This is a genomic window from Kitasatospora sp. NPDC059577 (assembly GCF_042735475.1).
In the GTDB taxonomy this organism is placed as follows: domain Bacteria; phylum Actinomycetota; class Actinomycetes; order Streptomycetales; family Streptomycetaceae; genus Kitasatospora.
Map to the genome: position 1 here is coordinate 154,639 of NZ_JBHWBZ010000006.1, position 16,820 is coordinate 171,458.

A 16,820-nucleotide genomic window follows, 5' to 3' on the forward strand; every position below is an offset into this window, starting at 1 on the left:
CCCGTTCGCACACCGGTCCGAGGGTGTGTCAGATTGTTCAACTCGCCTTACCGCAAAGGTCATCCCGCGGACCGGACCCGCCTCGTGGTTACGCGCCGGTAATGCCTAGTCTCAGCACTATGCGCCGAGCAAAAATCGTCTGCACTCTCGGGCCCGCCACCGACTCGTACGACCAGATCAAATCCCTGGTCGACGCCGGTATGGACATCGCCCGATTCAACCTCAGCCACGGCACGCACGCCGAACACGAGGAACGCTACCGCCGCGTCCGCAAGGCCACCGACGAAACCGGCCGGAGCGTCGGCGTCCTCGCCGACCTTCAAGGCCCGAAGATCCGCCTCGACACCTTCGCCCACGGGCCGGTACTCCTCGAACGCGGCGACGAGTTCACCATCTCCACCGACAAGGGCGTCGTGGGGGACAAGGACATCTGCGGCACCACCTACACCGGACTCGCGGCCGACGTCAGCCGCGGCGAACGCATCCTCGTCGACGACGGCCGCGTCACCCTGGAAGTCGTCGCCGTCGACGGCCCCCGCGTGCGCTGCCTCGTCATCGAAGGCGGCCTGGTCTCCGACCACAAGGGCCTCAACCTCCCCGGCGTCGCCGTCTCCGTCCCCGCACTCAGCGACAAGGACGTCGCCGACCTGCGGTGGGCGCTGCGCACCGGGGCCGACCTGATCGCGCTCTCCTTCGTCCGGAGCGGCCGCGACATCGAGGACGTCCACCGGGTCATGGCCGAGGAGGGCCGCTTCGTCCCGGTCATCGCCAAGATCGAGAAGCCGCAGGCGGTGAAGAACCTCGAATCCGTCGTCGACGCCTTCGACGGCATCATGGTGGCCCGCGGCGACCTGGGCGTGGAGATGCCCCTCGAACAGGTCCCGCTGGTCCAGAAGCGCGCCATCAAGCTCGCCCGGCGCAACGCCAAACCGGTCATCGTCGCCACCCAGATGCTCGACTCGATGATCAACGCCTCCCGGCCGACCCGCGCCGAGGCCTCCGACGTCGCCAACGCCGTCCTCGACGGCACCGACGCGGTGATGCTCTCCGGGGAGACCTCGGTCGGCAAGTACCCCGTCGAGACGGTCAAGACCATGAGCCGGATCATCGAAGCCGCCGAGAACGACATCCTCGCCGCCGGCCTGCCCCCGCTGACCACCGGCAGCAAGCCGCGCACCCAGGGCGGCGCCGTCGCCCGCGCCGCCGCCGAGATCGGCGACTTCCTGCACGCCAAGTACCTCATCGCCTTCACCCAGTCCGGCGACACCGCCCGCCGCCTGACCCGCTACCGCTCACCCATCCCGGTCCTCGCCTTCACCTACGAACCGGCCGTCCGGAGCCAACTCGCCCTCACCTGGGGCGTGGAGACCTTCCTCGGCCCGTTCGCCCCGACCACGGACCAGATGGTCGAACAGGTCGACGCGGCCCTGCTGTCGCTCGGCCGCTGCCAGAAGGGCGACATCGTCGTCATCACCGCGGGCTCACCCCCCGGCCTCGCCGGCTCCACCAACCTCGTCCGCGTCCACCACGTGGGGACGCTGGACGCCTGATGCCCCTCGGGCGGCGCGGTCCTGCCGAAGACCGCGCCGCCGTCAGTACTTCGGGCCGATGTGGACGTCCATGAGGGCGACGGACTCCTTGCGGGCGACGGAGATGTTGAAGCCGCCGTTGGACCGGGAAGCGTGCTTCCACCGGACGCCGACGGCGTCGAGGGTGGCGGTGAAGAGGCCGATGATGTCGGTCGACGTGTTGGTGAAGAAGTACCGCGGGTACTCGTAGCGCTTGGTGATGCCGGCCACCGTGTGGGTGGCCCAGTTGGTGATGCGGCAGCCGTCGGAGTGGATCAGACCGCGCAGGAACTCCCAGGGGTGGGCGTCCACGATCTCCTGCTGCCAGGGCGCCAGGGCTATGGTGCGCTCGTGCTTCCTGCCGGGGCCGTGCTGCGGGAACAGGCACGTGAGGTGGTTCGAGTAGACCTTGACGTCGTGGCACCCGATGCGTCGTACCCTGCAGGGCGTGTTGTTGGGGAGGACCTGACGCATGGCCTGCTCGGCGGAATTCATGACGCCCGGCCACTTGTCGTCGCAGGTGATCTGGAGGCTCTGGGTCCTGCGGTACTCGTTGGGCAGCAGGATGTGGCCGTCGCCGAGGTACAGGCCGAGGAGGTAGGCGTAGGCGGAGCGGTTCAGCTCGTCGCCGTAGCAGTGGGGGCAGGCGGAGCGCTTTCGGCCCGGCAGTTTGCCGCGTCTTGCGAGGTCTTTGTGCTTCCACGACCCGACTGTGCCCGTGGGCACTCCGAGGCGGCGGGAGACCTCGGAATTGCGGACGCCCTGGCGGAGGAGGAGGACGGCTTCTTCGCGGGTCGAGCGGGTTGCCATGCGGGTGATTTTGAACACCATGCGCCGACTGTGCGGGCGAATAGGCTTGTTCTCGCCCGAACGAATGAAGATCGCCAACGATCGGGCTGCCCTAAGTGGCTTTGGAATTGAAGGAAAAGTACCCCGGGTGGGATTCGAACCCACGCTGTCGGCGGTTTGAGCGCCGTGCCTCTAACCACTGGGCTACCGGGGCATCCACGGATTCGAAGGTTGCCCCCCGACCCTGCTGAGTCCAAACATACCGTGTCTAGGTACCCTCGTGCATGCAGTACCCCGCCGGAACTAGGAGCCCCGTGAGCACCGCCGACGAGCAGGCACAGCCGCTTGAGACCGATACGCCCCAGATCACCCGGATCGTGATCGCCGAGGACGAGGCGCTGATCCGCCTCGATCTGAAGGAGATGCTGGAGGAGGAGGGGTACACCGTCGTCGGCGAAGCGGGGGACGGGGCGACGGCGGTGAAGCTCGTGGAGGAGCTGAAGCCGGACCTGGCGATCTTCGACGTGAAGATGCCGGTGCTGGACGGGCTGTCGGCCGCCGAGCAGATCCACGAGAAGCACCTGGCTCCGGTGCTGATGCTGACCGCGTTCTCGCAGCGGGAGCTGGTGGACCGGGCGCGGGACGCCGGGGCGATGGCGTACATCGTGAAGCCGTTCTCGAAGTCGGACCTGGTGCCGGCGATCGAGATGGCGGTGTCGCGGTACACCGAGATGCGGGCGCTGGAGAAGGAGATCGGGGATCTCACCCAGCGGCTGGAGACCCGGAAGCTGGTGGACCGGGCGAAGGGCGTGCTGCAGACGAAGTTCGGGCTGAACGAGCCGGCCGCGTTCCGGTGGATCCAGAAGACGTCGATGGACCGGCGGATGACGATGGCGGCGGTGGCCGAGGCGGTCATCGAGGAGGGCGAGGCCCAGGACCGCAAGAAGGCGGAAGAGGGCGCGCCCGAGTAGGTCGCACAGCGAGGAAGGGCCCGGCAGGGGATCTGCCGGGCCCTTCGTGCGTGGTGGGGGTCAGTCCTCGCCGAGGTAGGCCTTGCGGACGGACTCGTCGTGGAGGAGGTCCGCGCCGGTGCCGGAGAGGACGACGCGGCCGGTCTCCATGACGTAGCCGCGGTCGGACAGGGAGAGGGCGGCCTGGGCGTTCTGCTCGACCAGGAGGATGGTGGTGCCGCCGGCCTTGAGCTCGATGATGGTCGCCATGATCTTCTGCATCATCAGCGGGGAGAGGCCCATGGAGGGTTCGTCCAGCATGAGCAGCTTGGGCTGGGACATCAGGGCCCGGCCCATGGCGAGCATCTGCTGTTCGCCGCCGGAGAGGGTGCCGGCGGCCTGCTTGCGGCGTTCGCCGAGGATGGGGAAGAGGCCGTAGGCGCGTTCGACGTCGGCGGTGATGCCGGCGGTGTCGGTGCGCAGGAAGGCGCCGAGGAGGAGGTTCTCCTCGATGGTCATGCGGGGGAAGATGTGCCGGCCTTCGGGGGAGTGGGCGAGGCCGAGGGCGACGATCTTGTGGGCGGGGACGGTGGAGAGGTCCTGGCCGTCGAAGGTGATGCGTCCGGAGGTGGGCTTGAGGAGGCCGGAGAGGGTGCGCAGGGTGGTGGTCTTGCCGGCGCCGTTGGTGCCGATGAGGGTGGTGACCTCGCCCTGGTTGACGGTGAAGCTGATGCCCTTGACGGCTTCGATCTTGCCGTAGGCGACGCGGAGGTCCTCGACCTCGAGGAGTGCGGTCACTGGTCGTTCTCCGTAACGGTCTCCGGTGCTGCCGGGGCGGCGTCCTCGGGAGGGGTGGTGTCGTCGAGCGGGGCGCCGAGGTAGGCGGTGATGACGCGCTCGTCGTTCTGGACGGTCTCGCGGTCGCCCTCGACGATCTTCTGGCCCTGGACGAGCACGGCGGTGCGGTCGCAGAGGTTGAAGATGAAGCGCATGTCGTGCTCGATGACGAGGATGGAGATGCCCTTGTCCCGGATGGCGAAGACGAGTTCCTCGGCGGCGCGGGTCTCCTGGGGGTTCATGCCGGCGGTGGGCTCGTCGAGGAGGAGCAGGCCGGGGTCGGAGGCGAGGGCGCGGGCGATCTCCAGCTTGCGCTGCTCGCCGTAGGGGAGGTTGCGGGCGAGGTGGTCGGCCTTGGCGGCGAGGCCGGTGAACTCGAGGAGTTCCATGGCCTTGGCGCGGCTCTCGGCTTCGGCGCGGTGGTAGCCGGGCAAGCGGAGGATGGCGGAGAAGATGCCTTCCTTGGTGCGGCTGTGGCGGCCGACGAGGACGTTCTCCAGGACGGTCATGTTGGCGAAGAGCCGGATGTTCTGGAAGGTGCGGGCGATGCCGGCCTGGGTGACGAGGTGGGGCTTGGGGGGCAGTTGGACGTCGCGGTAGCGGACGGTGCCCTCGGTGGGGACGTACAGGCCGGTGAGGCAGTTGAAGAAGGTGGTCTTGCCGGCGCCGTTGGGGCCGATGAGGCCGATGATCTCGCCCTCGCCGACGGTGAGGGAGACGTCGTTGACGGCGGTGAGGCCGCCGAAGCGCATGGTGACGCCGGTGACTTCGAGCAGGGGTGCGGCGGTGGTGGTCATCGGGTCGGTCACGCCCCTGCCTTGGTGAGTGCGGTCGGCTCGCCGGTGGGCTGGGCCGGGATGGCGGCCTCGTGGTACTCCAGCTGCTGGCGCCGGTTGGGGATGAGGCCCTCGGGGCGGACGCGCATCAGGATGATGAGGGCGGCGCCGAATGCGAGGAGCTGGTAGTCGGCGAGGAATTCGAGCTTCTTCGGGATGAGGAAGAGGAGGGTGGCGCCGGCCAGCGGTCCGCTGATGGTGCCCATGCCGCCGAGGATGACGGCGGCGAGCAGGAAGGCGGAGTTGGGCGGGAGGGCCTCGGCGAAGGTGTACTGGTCGGGGGTGACGGTGTAGCTGACGTGGGCCTGGACGGTGCCGGCGAGGCCGGCGAGGCAGGCGCCGAGGGCGAAGGCGAGGAGCTTGAGGCGGAAGCCGTTGATGCCCATGGCCTCGGCGGCGGTCTCGTCCTCGCGGATGGCGACCCAGGCGCGGCCGATGCGGGAGTTGCCGACCCGGGCGAAGACGAGCACGACCAGGGCGGTTACGAGCAGCATCAGCAGGTAGTAGTTGGAGAAGCGGCCGAGTTCGATGCCGGCGACGGTGTGGGGCTTGCCGAGGTCGAAGCCGAGGATCTCCAGGTCGGGGATCCGCGGGATGCCGTTGGAGCCGTTGGTGATCTTGGGGCCGGTGGTGCCGTTGAGGTTGAGCATGGTGATGCGGAAGATCTCGCCGAACCCGAGGGTGACGATGGCGAGGTAGTCGCCGCGCAGCCGCAGGGTGGGGGCGCCGATGAGGACGCCGAAGACCATGGAGACGGCGGCGCCGGTGAGCATCGCGGCCCAGAACGGGAACTGGACGTGGATGGGCGAGGCGGGGGAGCCGGAGACCAGGGCGGCGGCGTAGGCGCCGACGCCGAGGAAGGCGACGTACCCGAGGTCGAGCAGGCCGGCCAGGCCGACGACGATGTTGAGGCCGAGGGCGACGGTGGCGAAGATCAGGATGTTGGTGGCGACCGAGGTGTACTGGTCGCTGTTCTGGGTGAAGGGGAAGCTCGCGGCGGCGGCGAACGCCGCGCCGGTGGTGACCGGGCGGTGCTTGACGGTCAGTGCGCGCAGCCGGGCGATCAGGCCGGACTTGGTGAGGGCGGCGAGGGTGGGGCCGGCGAACAGCAGGCAGCCGATGAAGAGTTCGCCGTACTCGGTGTCGATGCCGAAGGTGATCGCGAAGAGGCCGAGCCCGAAGGCGACGATGATGACCAGGACCTCGACCCAGGACGGCAGCGCGCGGGGGGCGTCGGACGGGCGCTCGACCTTGCCGAGGCGCAGCCAGGTGTTGGCGAGGTGGCCGAGCTGGAGGAGGAGGACGGCGCCGGTGGCGATGACCACGCCGCCGGCGAGGGCGGTCAGGACGGGGGCGACGGGCTTGTCGCCGGGGACGGCGTGGGCGCCGAACCAGACCAGGGGGGCGGCCGGGACGAGCAGGAAGAGGCGCTTGTCGACGATCCGCAGCGGGACGGCGGTGCGCCGGTCGAGCGGGAGGCCGAGGGCGCCGAGGACGGTGAGCAGGCCGCCGGCGGCGAGGACCCAGCCGCCGGGTTCGAGGTTGACGAGGCCGTCGAGTTCGACGGCGATGGAGGCGACCGAGTAGGCGCTGACGGCGAGGGTGCCGGTGGCGGCGTACAGGACGGCGTTGTTGCTGCCGGCGGGGGTGACCCAGCGCAGGCCGCGGACGCCCTGGGAGCCGAGCAGCACGGCCAGGGTGAGGAGGCCGGCCGCGAGGGCGAGCCACTGGAGGCCGGCCGGGGAGCCGTAGTAGGTGAGGTCGCCGGGGAAGTCGGAGGTCCAGGTCCAGGCCATGGCGGCGGAGGCGGCGGTGGCGAGGGCGCCGAGGCCGGTGAGGGCCGCGGCGGCGCGGGCCGGCAGGGGGATGACCGGGGTGGTCTCGGTGGTCGTGGTGGTCATGGTGGTCACGCCCTGTCCGCGACGCGCTCGCCGAGCAGGCCTTGGGGCCGGACGAGGAGCACGAGGATGAGGAGTACGAAGGCCCAGACGTCCTTCCAGGCGCCGCCCCCGAAGAGGTGCATGCCGGGCAGGTGCTGGATGTATCCGGTGGCGAGGGCTTCGGCGAGGCCGAGGGCGAGGCCACCGAGCATGGCTCCGTAGATGTTGCCGATGCCGCCGAGGACGGCGGCGGTGAAGGCCTTGAGGCCGAGGATGAAGCCCATCCGGAAGTCGACCTGGCCGCTGCGCAGGCCGTAGGCGATGGCGGCGACGGCGGCGAACGCGGCGCCGATGGCGAAGGCCATGACGATGATGCGGTCGGTGTCGATGCCCATCAGCTTGGCGGTGTCCGGGTCCTGGCTGGTGGCCTGCATGGCGCGGCCGGAGCGGGTGCGGGTGACGAACCAGCCCAGGGCGAGCATGCAGAGCGGGGCGGCGATGATCAGGAAGAGGTCGCTGCGCTGGATGGTGACGGAGCCGAGGCTGAACGGGTCGCCGGGGATCTTGGGGAAGACCCGGGCCTTCTTGGCGTCGGGGTAGAAGGAGAAGACGAGTTGCTGGAGGAAGATGGACAGCCCGATCGCGGTGATCAGCGGGGCGAGCCGGGGCGCGTTGCGCAGGGGGCGGTAGGCGAACCGCTCGGCGGCGACGGCGGTGAGGGTGGAGACCAGGACGCCGGCGATCAGCATCAGCGGTAGGGCCAGCCAGAGGGTGGTGCCGCCGGGGAGGGCGAGGTAGGCGGTCAGGGCGCCGAAGCCGCCGACCATGACGATCTCGCCGTGGGCGAAGTTGATGAGCTGGACGATGCCGTAGACCATCGTGTAGCCGATCGCGACGAGCCCGTAGAGGGCGCCGAGGATCAGGCCGTTGGCCAGCTGCTGCGGTAGGTCGTGCACCGCTGGGCCTCCGTAGTGCGTTCGGGGGTGTCCGCGTGGGTGGTGGATGTGGGGGCGCGCGGGGGCACTCGTGGCGCCCCCGCGCGCTGGGTGGTTCGGTGGTGCCGGATCCGGGTGGGTGGTTCGGTGGGCCGGGTCCGGTGGTGGGTCAGCCCTCGAAGGTGCCGGTCTTCTCCACGTCCCACTTGCCGTCCTTGACGGCGTAGACGGTGAGCTGCTTGTTGGTGGTGTCACCGAACTCGTCGAAGGAGACCTTGCCGGTCACGCCGTCGAAGGAGACCTTCTGGACGGCGTCGACGACGGCGGCGCGGGGGTTGGCCGGGAGCTTGCCGTTGTTGGCGGCGACGACGGCCTTGACGGCCTGGATGATGGCCCAGCCGCTGTCGTAGGAGTAGCCGCCGTAGGTCTCGTAGGCGTCCTTGTAACCGGCGGCCTTGTAGTCGGCGATGAACTTCGCGGCGGTCGGGAGCTTCTCGACGGCGCCGCCGACGGCGGTGGCGAGGTCGCCGGCGCTCTTCGGGTTGAGCTTGATGAAGTCGGCGCTCTGCATGCCGTCGCCGCCCATCAGCGGGATGGCGACGCCGGCCTCCTTGAGCTGGAGGGAGAGCGGGCCGGCCGCGGGGTACTCGCCGCCGTAGTAGACGGCCTCGGCGCCGGAGCTCTTGACCTTGGTGACGATGGCGGCGAAGTCGCGGTCGTCGGGGTTGACGTGCTCCTCGCCGACGATGGAGCCGCCCTGCTTGACGAACTCGGCCTTGAAGGTGGCGGCCAGGCCGGCGCCGTAGGTCTTCTGGTCGTCGATGAGGAAGACCTTGGACTTCTTGGCGTCCTTGGCGAGGTACTGGGCGGCGAAGGGGCCCTGGACGGCGTCGGTGGTGGCGGTGCGGAAGTAGGTCTTGAAGGGACGCTTCTTCTCGCCGCTGGCCCACTTCTCGCCCTGGCTGAGGGCGACGCCGGTGTTGGCGGGGGAGATCTCGACCAGGTTGGCGTCGGCGAAGATCTGCTGCATCGACTGGGCGACGCTGGAGTTGAGCGGGCCGACGACGCCGACGACGCTGGTGTCGCCGACCAGCTGGGTGGCGTTCTGCTGGCCGGGGCCGGGCTTGGCGGTGTCGTCCAGGGCCTTGATCTGGAACTTGACGCCGGGGACCTCGTTGGCCTCGTTGGCCTTCTTCGCCGCGAGTTCGACGGAGTTGCGGATGCCGAGGCCGATGGCGGAGAGGTCGCCGGTGAGCGGGGCGTCGATGCCGATGGTGACGGTGGTGGCGGAGCCGCCGCCGCTGCCCCCGTCGCCGGACTTCTTGTCACCGCGAGAGCCGCAGGCGCTGAGGCTGAGGGCGGCGATCACGGCAATGCTCACGACAACTGCTGAACGGTGACGCACGAGGGTCCCCTTCGGTTCGGGATGCGCCCGCGCCGGAGTGGCGGGAGCCGGAGTGCGCGGAGGGCCAGGCCCATTCGGATGGCGCGGTGACTGGCCGTGACTCTAGATGCCGTTGGGCGGCTCGGGCAGTGCTGCGAGCAGGCTGTGATTCTCTTGTTATGAGCACACGGAGCAGTTGTCTCACCATGTGGTCGTTTCGGCTCGATCGATCCGGCCCTTTCGGGCGTTTACGCGCTGGTAGGGCGATGTAAGGGCCGGAAATGGGGGTTGCGGCTGGCGTCACCGATAATCGAACAGCCAAGTCCGATTCCCATGTTTCGACCGGTAGCGTCCGGATTACGGACGAGAAGAGCACGGTCAAGCGACCCCGGGGCCCCGGGAGCGCTCGGGGTCGGGTTTTGCTCGGATTTCCTGCTTGTTACGCAGCGTTACAAGGGTCGGGAACGCGTCGGCCCCCGCCGGACATGCGAACCGCCCCCTTGTCCAGACCAACGCCTGCCCAGAGTGGCGGATGGTCAAACAAGGGGGCGGTAAAGGGACTTGATGTCGTCTTGACTGAACTTGCTTCGACGGTAGGGACGTTACCGGTGGGGCCGGCTGCACCCGCTGTGACGGGTGGGGCGCCGCGGCGCCGACCGGGACGTCAGAGGTCGCGCAACATGCAGGTCAGCCGGCAGCTGGTGACCCGCTTGCCGGTGTCGTCGGTGACCGCGATCTCGTAGGTGGCGGCGGTGCGGCCCTTGAACACGGCCGTCGCCACCCCGGTGACCAGGCCGGACGTCGCCGAGCGGTGGTGGGTCGCGTTGAGGTCCACGCCGACCGCGTACCGGCCGGGGCCGGCGTGCAGCATCGCCCCGATCGAGCCCAGCGTCTCCGCCAGGGCCGCGGACGCGCCGCCGTGCAACAGTCCGTACGGCTGCTGGTTGCCCTCCACCGGCATGGTGCCGACCACGCGGTCGCCGGAGGCCTCGACGATCCGGATGCCGAGCTTCTCGCCGAGGTCGCCGCCGGAGAAGGTCTCCGGGCTCACGCCGAGCTTGGCGAAGTGGTCCAGGACGTCCTGCGGGACCTTCAGGACGGGGGCGGTGTCGGGGGCCGCATCGGCCATGGGGGAACTCCTGCCGCTCGGGGTCACGGGGCGTGCTGCCTGTGATCGTACGACCGTCCTACTCGGCGGTACCGCGCGCGGCCGGGGCTGGCGTGGCGGCCCCGGCGGACGCCCGGGCGGGCACCTTCGCCGCCCCGCCGCCGCGGTGCCCGGGCCCGCCGGCGGCGTGCCCCTTTTGTCGGTGCCGGGCCATAGGATCGGTGGCCGGTAGTGGAATCGGCAGGAACGGACGTTGACGTGGCTACGCAGAGTACGGACAAGGGCGCGACGGGTGGCGGCGGGGCCGGCCCGCGGCCCCGGCTGATGCTGCTCGACGGGCACTCGATGGCCTACCGGGCCTTCTACGCCCTGCCCGTGGAGAACTTCAACACCTCCACCGGGCAGCCCACCAACGCGGTCTACGGCTTCGCGTCGATGCTCGCCAACACCGTCCGCGACGAGCAGCCCACCCACGTCGCCGTCGCCTTCGACCTCTCCCGGCAGACGTTCCGCTCCGTCGAGTTCCCCGACTACAAGGCCAACCGCGCCAAGACCCCCGACGAGTTCCGCAGCCAGATCGGCCTGATCGGCGAACTGCTCGACGCCATGAGCATCCCCCGGCTGACCGCCGAGGGCTTCGAGGCCGACGACATCATCGCCACCCTGGCCACCGCCGCCGAGGCGGCCGGCTACGACGTCGACATCGTCACCGGCGACCGCGACTCGCTCCAGCTGGTCACCGACCACGTCACCGTCCTCTACCCGACCAAGGGCGTCTCCGAGCTCACCCGCTTCACCCCGGAGAAGGTCACCGAGAAGTACGGCGTCACCCCGCGCCAGTACCCGGACCTCGCCGCGCTGCGCGGCGACCCGTCCGACAACCTGCCCGGCATCCCCGGCGTCGGCGAGAAGACCGCCGCCAAGTGGGTCAACCAGTTCGGCTCCTTCGACGAACTCGTCGCCCGCGCCGACGAGGTGAAGGGCAAGATCGGCGAGAAGCTGCGCGACCACCTCGACTCGGTCAAGCGCAACCGCGTCCTCACCGAGCTGGTCCGCGACGTCGAACTCCCGCTCGGCGTCGCCGACCTGGCCCGCGCACCGTTCGACAGGGCCGCCGTCGGCACCCTGATGGACTCGCTGGAGTTCCGCAACGCCAACTTCCGCGACCGCGTCCACGGCATCGACCCGGCCGCCGGCGAGACCGCCGCCGAAGCCGAACTCGCCCCCGGCGTCGAGGTGGACGGCGAACTGCTCACCGACCCGGGCACCCTGGCCGCCTGGCTGCGCGAGCACGCCTCCGACGGCAAGACCACGGTCGCGCTCGCCGCCGTCTACCAGTGGGCGCTCGGCACCGGCGAGGTCACCGAAGTGGCCCTCGCCGCCGGGGAGACCGCCGCCTGGTTCGACCCGGCGCTGCTCGCCGAGGAGGACGAGCAGGCCTTCGCCGGCTGGCTCGCCGACACCACCGCACCCAAGGCCCTGCACATCGCCAAGCAGGTCATGCGCGCCTTCGCCGAGCGCGGCTGGACGGTCGGGGGCGTCGTCGCCGACACCGCGCTCGCCGCCTACCTGGAGAAGCCCGGCCGCCGCACCTTCACCCTGGAGGTGCTCGCCGAGGAGTACCTGGCCCGCTCGCTCACCCCGGCCCCCGCCACCGAGAGCGGCCAACTCGCCTTCGACGCGCCGGAGGAGGACGAGACCGCGGCCGCCCGCTCGCTGATGCTCCAGGCCCGCGCCGTGCTCGACCTCGCCGCGCTCTTCGACACCCGCCTCGCCGAGGTCGGCGCCACCGGGCTGATGCGCGACATGGAACTGCCCATCGCCGCCCTGCTCGCCCGCATGGAGCGCTACGGCATCGCCGCCGACCGCGAGTGGCTCACCACGCTGGAGGCGCAGTTCGCCGCCGAGATCCAGCGCTGCGTCGAGGAGGCGCACGCCGCCGCCGGGCACGAGTTCAACCTCGGCTCGCCCAAGCAGCTCCAGGAGATCCTCTTCGGCGAGCTCGCGCTCCCCAAGACCAAGAAGATCAAGACCGGCTACACCACCGACGCCGACGCGCTCACCTGGCTGGCCACCCAGACCGACAACGAGCTGCCCGTCATCCTGCTGCGCCACCGCGACCAGGCCAAGCTGCGCACCACCGTCGAGGGCCTGCTCAAGACCGTCTCGCCCAAGGGCCGGATCCACACCACCTTCAACCAGATGGTCGCCGCCACCGGCCGGCTCTCCTCGCAGGACCCGAACCTGCAGAACATCCCGGTCCGCACCGAGGAGGGCCGCGCCATCCGCCGCGCCTTCGTCGTCGGCCAGGGCTACGAGACGCTGCTCACCGCCGACTACTCGCAGATCGAGCTGCGGATCATGGCGCACCTGTCCGAGGACGAGGCGCTGATCGAGGCCTTCGCCTCCGGCGAGGACCTGCACACCACCGTCGCCTCCCAGGTCTTCGAGGTGCCGGGCGCCGCGGTCGACGCCGAGATGCGCCGCAAGATCAAGGCGATGTCCTACGGCCTGGCGTACGGGCTGTCCGCGTACGGGCTCTCGCAGCAGCTCGGCATCAAGCCCGCCGAGGCACAGGGCCTCATGGACACCTACTTCGAGCGCTTCGGCGGCGTCCGGGACTACCTGCGCCGGGTCGTCGACGAGGCCCGCGCGACGGGGTACACCGAGACCCTGCTCGGCCGCCGCCGGTACCTGCCGGACCTCAACAGCGACAACCGCCAGCGCCGCGAGATGGCCGAGCGGATGGCCCTCAACGCCCCGATCCAGGGCTCGGCCGCCGACATCGTCAAGATCGCCATGCTCCGGGTGGACGAGGCGCTGCGCGCGGCCGGCCTCACCTCCCGGATGCTGCTCCAGGTGCACGACGAAATCGTCCTGGAGCTGGTCCCGGGCGAGCGCGAGCGGGTGGAGGCCGTGGTCCGCGAGCAGATGGCGGGCGCCTACCCGCTGCGCGCCCCGCTGGACGTCTCGGTCGGCGTCGGCGCCAACTGGGAGACCGCCGCGCACTGACGGTGCCGCAAGCGGTTCTCGGCGGGCCCGGACGCGTGGAGCGTGCGGGCCCGCCGTCATCGGCGGCCCCGGGGTGGCCCAGCCGGCTTGCGGCGAATTGGCCCATACGACAAGTCAATTTCGTACTACCGTAGGCACAATGACAACAGGATCCACTGCGACCGACCAGCCCCTGTCCCCGGCCGAGGCGCCGACCAGCCAGGCCCGCAACTCCGCCGCCTTCTGGGCCGCGACCGGTCGGAGCCGGGGACACGAGGTGATCCGGCGCCGCGGATTCCTCGCGGTCGACGGCGACGAGCGCGCGGGCCTGCGGATCCTGGTCCAGGAGCCCGACCTCGACCCCGGCGAACTGGCCGAGGTGGGCGAACTGGTGCGCGGGGCCGCGGGGGCGGTGAACGTCGAGGATCCGTTCAGCGCGACCGACCTGAGCCACCTGGGCATGCGCAACTGGCAGATGCCGATCATGCTGCGCCTGCCCGGGCCCGTCGGCGAACCGGCCCTCGACGTGACCCGGGTACGGCGGCCCGAGGACCTCCAGACAGCCGAGCGGGTCGTGATCGAGGGCTTCGAACTGGACCGATTCGAGCCCTACCGCCCCGGCGAGCTGTTCCCGACGGCGCTGATCGAACAGCCGGGCGTGGACGTGTTCGTCGCCTCGCTCGACGGTGCGGCCGCGGGAGCCTGCGTCAGCGTCGTGGCCGACGGCGTCGGCAGCCACTACTGGGTCGCCACGTCGTCGGCGTTCCGCTCGCGTGGGGTGGGCCGGGCCGTGATGCTCGGAGCCCTCGCCCACCTGGCGGACCTGCCGGCCACGCTCACCGCCTCGAAGCTGGGCAGGCCGCTGTACGAGTCGCTGGGTTACACGGTCGCGACGCCCTCGACCTGGTGGGCCGCGCCTTCCGGGACGGCGTAGCGGTGAAGCCCGTCGGGCCGCCGGCCCGCCGGGTCCCCGCAGGGCACCCGCCCTGTGGACGGCTTCAGCGGTAGGCGGGCGCCGTGCCGGTGCCGCTTGCGGGCGGCTCGTCGAGTGCCGGTGGGGTCGCGGGCGTGGTCGCGGGCGCGGGCGGGGGCCTACGCCGGTGGTTCCTGACGGTACGGCGGCCCGCGGCCTGTCCGCTGCGGGCCGGCGGCCCAGCCGAACAGCTGCTGCACGCGCAGGAAGTCGGTGAGGTCGACTTCCTGCGCGTCGTCGGTGACCGGGTGGCCGGGGTGGTCGGTGGCCGGTGGTCGGTGGCCGGGGTGGCCGGGGTGGTCGGTGGCCGGTGGTCGGTGGCCGGGGTGGTCGGGGTGGCCTGGTGCGGCCGTGGGCGAGGGAGCCGGACGTCACAGTGCCCGGGCCCTTCGGCGTCGCGGCGATGACGCACCGTCGCCGTAAGTACGCTCCGCAGTCGGAAAGTTGACCCTTCAAAGGCGTTCGGCCGGGCCATGGGCTGGTGACATCCACATGTTCGTGCGCGTAGCGTGGAGAGAGCTGGTCGGCACGGGACCGACCCGACGGTGGCCGCGCGCACCCGAGGGACGCGACGGCCCCGGTCCCTGCGACTGAGGAGGAAGCATGTCCAGGGAAATGCTCTTCTACCGGGCGAACGACGGCCTGATAGCGACGGGAAGACTGAGTACCGACGGCATCTTCACCGGCCTGGCGGACGGAAAGCTCTCCCCGAAGTGGACGCACATCGTGCCCATCGGGCGGGAGCTGCTGTTCTACCGGGCCGGTGACGGGGTGATCGCGACGGGCCGTCTCGACACGAACGGGATCTTCACGGAGCTGGCCGAGGGCCGGCTGTCCAACGGGTGGACGCACATCGTGCCGGTGGGGCGGGAGTTGCTGTTCTACCGGTCGGACAGCGGGGTGATCGCCACCGGGCGGATCGACACGAACGGGATCTTCACGGAGCTGGCCGAGGGCCGGCTGTCCAAGGGGTGGACGCACATCGTGCCGGTGGGGCGGGTGCTGTTGTTCTACCGGTCGGACAGCGGGGTGATCGCCACCGGGGACCTGGACACGAACGGGATCTTCACGGAGTTGGCCGAGGGCAGGCTGTCCAACGGGTGGACCCGCATCACTCCCCTGGGAGCCGAGTTGTTCTACCGGTCGGACAACGGGGTGATCGCCACCGGGCGGATCGACACCGACGGGATCTTCACGGAGCTGGCCGAGGGTCGGCTCTCCGACGGGTGGACGCACATCGTGCCGGAAGGGGAGGAAGCACTGTTCTACCGGTCCGACAACGGCGTGATCGCCACCGGCCGGGTCGACACCGAGGGCATCTTCACCGAACTGGCCGAGGGCGGCCTGAGCCCCGACTGGAGCATCATCGTCGCCCTGACCGCCTGACCGCCTGACCGCCTGACCGCCTGACCGCCTGACCGCCTGACCGCCTGACCGCCTGACCGGTCCCGTGCGCGTGCTCGCCCGGGTCGGGGTGAGCCTGCTCCGGCCGGGACCGGCCTCCTCGGACTGATGCATGATCAGCCGCCCTGGATACCAGGCATATTGGCCGCGTCGAGGCTCTGGCCGGTCCTGTTCGGCAGTCCTACGCTCCTGGCATGGCTCTGGATGACGTCCTGCGCACCGGCCCCTCCTCGACCGACATCGTCCTGCGCGCGGGCGGCGGCACCCGGCGCAGTGCGCTGCTGTACTGCCTGACGGCCGTCGGGAGCGCGCTGAAGGCGCCGCTGGTGCTCTTCGCGCCGACCTTCACGGTGGCGTTCGTCCTGTGGATCCTCGGCGCGGCCGGGAGCACCGTCGCCGCGGTGGTCGGGGTGATCGTGGGGGTCGAGTACCTGCTTGCCGTCCCGGTGATCGCCCGGATGGAAGTGACCACCGTCCACCGGATCGAGTTCGCCCCGCCCGAGGTGGCGGAGCGCTACCGGCTGGTCCGGGGCGGTCGCCCCGACGACTGGCGGCCGCTGACCGAGCTGCCCGCCGTCCGGCTGGTGCACAGCATCATGGAGCCCTACGAGGGCGATCGCGCACCGGCCGAGGAGACGCTCGTCGGACGGCTGGACTTCACCGGCGGGCAGGTGGTGTGGAAGCCGCCCGCCGGCACCGACGCGGAGCGCCTGCAGGCGGCCCTGACCGTGCTGCTCGGCCCCGCCGGCGTCGAGGTCGAACTGATCACCAAGCGCAGCGTGCGGCCCAAGCCCTCGCCGGCGTCCTCCTCGCCGTGGATCTCCGGAGGCTCGGGCTCGGCGAACTCGGGCGGCTGCTGAACCCTTCCGTGCGCGTGTTGCGGCCGCGGGTGGGTGCGGCCACCCGCGGCCCGCGGAGTCCTGGGCGGGCCTGGTCACCGCCGGTGAGCTCCCCGACCCGGTCGACGGCGAGGAGCGCGGGACGGTGGCACGGGCGCTCGCCGGATGTCGGCAGCGCCCGGCAGACCGCACCGGGTAGGGCGTGGCGGGTGGCGGAGTCGTGGGGGGGGGGGCGGGGGGGGGGGGGGGCGGGGGGGGGCGGCCGCGGGGGGGGGCGGGGGGCGGGGCCCACCCCCCGCACAGCGCGCACACCCCCCCCGCGGGTG

The 16,820-nt window shown here is 70.8% G+C and carries 13 protein-coding genes and 1 tRNA gene; 6 read left to right on the top strand and 8 right to left on the bottom strand.

All coding sequences use genetic code 11. The features are described 5' to 3' along the window. Nucleotides 1-119: 119 nt before the first annotated feature. Complete coding sequence (gene pyk, locus ACFV0O_RS08495) at nt 120-1,550, top strand: pyruvate kinase (RefSeq protein ID WP_380338124.1); 1,431 nt, start codon at nt 120-122, stop codon at nt 1,548-1,550. A 42-nt stretch (nt 1,551-1,592) separates the two neighbouring features. On the opposite strand, the gene ACFV0O_RS08500 is transcribed toward pyk, so the two are convergent. Next, the gene (locus tag ACFV0O_RS08500) at nt 1,593-2,378 is read right to left on the bottom strand and encodes a helix-turn-helix domain-containing protein (protein WP_380338127.1); all 786 of its coding nucleotides are present in this window, start codon (nt 2,376-2,378) and stop codon (nt 1,593-1,595) included. Nucleotides 2,379-2,497: 119 nt separating this feature from the next. After that, a tRNA-Leu gene (locus tag ACFV0O_RS08505) sits at nt 2,498-2,571 on the bottom strand. A gap of 100 nt (nt 2,572-2,671) precedes the next feature. On the opposite strand from ACFV0O_RS08505, the gene ACFV0O_RS08510 reads away from it, so the two are divergent. Then, nucleotides 2,672-3,328: a response regulator gene (locus tag ACFV0O_RS08510; RefSeq protein WP_360256774.1), complete on the top strand. Its 657-nt coding sequence runs from the start codon at nt 2,672-2,674 to the stop codon at nt 3,326-3,328. A 60-nt stretch (nt 3,329-3,388) separates the two neighbouring features. Here ACFV0O_RS08510 and ACFV0O_RS08515 read toward each other — a convergent pair whose 3' ends face one another. From ACFV0O_RS08515 to ACFV0O_RS08540, 6 genes are all read right to left on the bottom strand, one after another. Then, a complete protein-coding gene (locus tag ACFV0O_RS08515) occupies nt 3,389-4,105 on the bottom strand; it encodes an ABC transporter ATP-binding protein (protein WP_380338129.1) in 717 nt (238 codons plus the stop codon). Next, nucleotides 4,102-4,941: an ABC transporter ATP-binding protein gene (locus tag ACFV0O_RS08520; RefSeq protein ID WP_380338297.1), complete on the bottom strand. Its 840-nt coding sequence runs from the start codon at nt 4,939-4,941 to the stop codon at nt 4,102-4,104. The genes ACFV0O_RS08515 and ACFV0O_RS08520 overlap by 4 nt, the downstream gene beginning before the upstream one ends. Before the next feature lie 8 nt (nt 4,942-4,949). Beyond that, nucleotides 4,950-6,881 carry a branched-chain amino acid ABC transporter permease gene (locus ACFV0O_RS08525; protein ID WP_380338299.1) on the bottom strand — a complete coding sequence of 644 codons (1,932 nt, stop codon included), beginning with the start codon at nt 6,879-6,881 and terminating at the stop codon, nt 4,950-4,952. Nucleotides 6,882-6,886: 5 nt separating this feature from the next. Continuing rightward, entirely contained in the window at nt 6,887-7,816 is a 930-nt protein-coding gene (locus ACFV0O_RS08530) for a branched-chain amino acid ABC transporter permease (RefSeq protein ID WP_360256768.1), read from the bottom strand. Between the two features lie 148 nt (nt 7,817-7,964). After that, nucleotides 7,965-9,200 carry a branched-chain amino acid ABC transporter substrate-binding protein gene (locus tag ACFV0O_RS08535; protein WP_380338133.1) on the bottom strand — a complete coding sequence of 412 codons (1,236 nt, stop codon included), beginning with the start codon at nt 9,198-9,200 and terminating at the stop codon, nt 7,965-7,967. Between the two features lie 643 nt (nt 9,201-9,843). Further along, entirely contained in the window at nt 9,844-10,308 is a 465-nt protein-coding gene (locus ACFV0O_RS08540) for a hotdog fold thioesterase (RefSeq protein ID WP_360256764.1), read from the bottom strand. A 303-nt stretch (nt 10,309-10,611) separates the two neighbouring features. Between ACFV0O_RS08540 and polA the strand changes: the two genes are divergently transcribed. The 4 genes from polA to ACFV0O_RS08560 all read left to right on the top strand — a co-directional run bounded on the left by polA (nt 10,612) and on the right by ACFV0O_RS08560 (nt 16,515). Then, nucleotides 10,612-13,299 (top strand): DNA polymerase I, encoded by a 2,688-nt coding sequence (gene polA / locus ACFV0O_RS08545; protein ID WP_380338302.1) that lies wholly within the window; start codon nt 10,612-10,614, stop codon nt 13,297-13,299. A gap of 139 nt (nt 13,300-13,438) precedes the next feature. Continuing rightward, a complete protein-coding gene (locus tag ACFV0O_RS08550; RefSeq protein ID WP_380338135.1) occupies nt 13,439-14,212 on the top strand; it encodes a GNAT family N-acetyltransferase in 774 nt (257 codons plus the stop codon). A 642-nt stretch (nt 14,213-14,854) separates the two neighbouring features. Continuing rightward, nucleotides 14,855-15,637, top strand: a complete 783-nt coding sequence (locus ACFV0O_RS08555; RefSeq protein WP_380338137.1) for a hypothetical protein — start codon at nt 14,855-14,857, stop codon at nt 15,635-15,637. A 212-nt stretch (nt 15,638-15,849) separates the two neighbouring features. Beyond that, the gene (locus ACFV0O_RS08560) at nt 15,850-16,515 is read left to right on the top strand and encodes a hypothetical protein (protein ID WP_380338139.1); all 666 of its coding nucleotides are present in this window, start codon (nt 15,850-15,852) and stop codon (nt 16,513-16,515) included. Nucleotides 16,516-16,820 lie beyond the last annotated feature (305 nt).

What these genes read in the sequence shown, in the direction of transcription:
- ACFV0O_RS08500 (WP_380338127.1), bottom strand. Translation starts at nt 2,378, where the DNA reads ATGGCAACCCGCTCGACCCGCGAAGAAGCCGTCCTCCTCCTCCGCCAG.
- polA (WP_380338302.1), top strand. Translation starts at nt 10,612, where the DNA reads ATGCTGCTCGACGGGCACTCGATGGCCTACCGGGCCTTCTACGCCCTG.
- ACFV0O_RS08560 (WP_380338139.1), top strand. Translation starts at nt 15,850, where the DNA reads ATGGCTCTGGATGACGTCCTGCGCACCGGCCCCTCCTCGACCGACATC.
- ACFV0O_RS08525 (WP_380338299.1), bottom strand. Translation starts at nt 6,881, where the DNA reads ATGACCACCACGACCACCGAGACCACCCCGGTCATCCCCCTGCCGGCC.
- ACFV0O_RS08520 (WP_380338297.1), bottom strand. Translation starts at nt 4,941, where the DNA reads ATGACCACCACCGCCGCACCCCTGCTCGAAGTCACCGGCGTCACCATG.
- ACFV0O_RS08540 (WP_360256764.1), bottom strand. Translation starts at nt 10,308, where the DNA reads ATGGCCGATGCGGCCCCCGACACCGCCCCCGTCCTGAAGGTCCCGCAG.
- ACFV0O_RS08555 (WP_380338137.1), top strand. Translation starts at nt 14,855, where the DNA reads ATGTCCAGGGAAATGCTCTTCTACCGGGCGAACGACGGCCTGATAGCG.
- pyk (WP_380338124.1), top strand. Translation starts at nt 120, where the DNA reads ATGCGCCGAGCAAAAATCGTCTGCACTCTCGGGCCCGCCACCGACTCG.
- ACFV0O_RS08550 (WP_380338135.1), top strand. Translation starts at nt 13,439, where the DNA reads ATGACAACAGGATCCACTGCGACCGACCAGCCCCTGTCCCCGGCCGAG.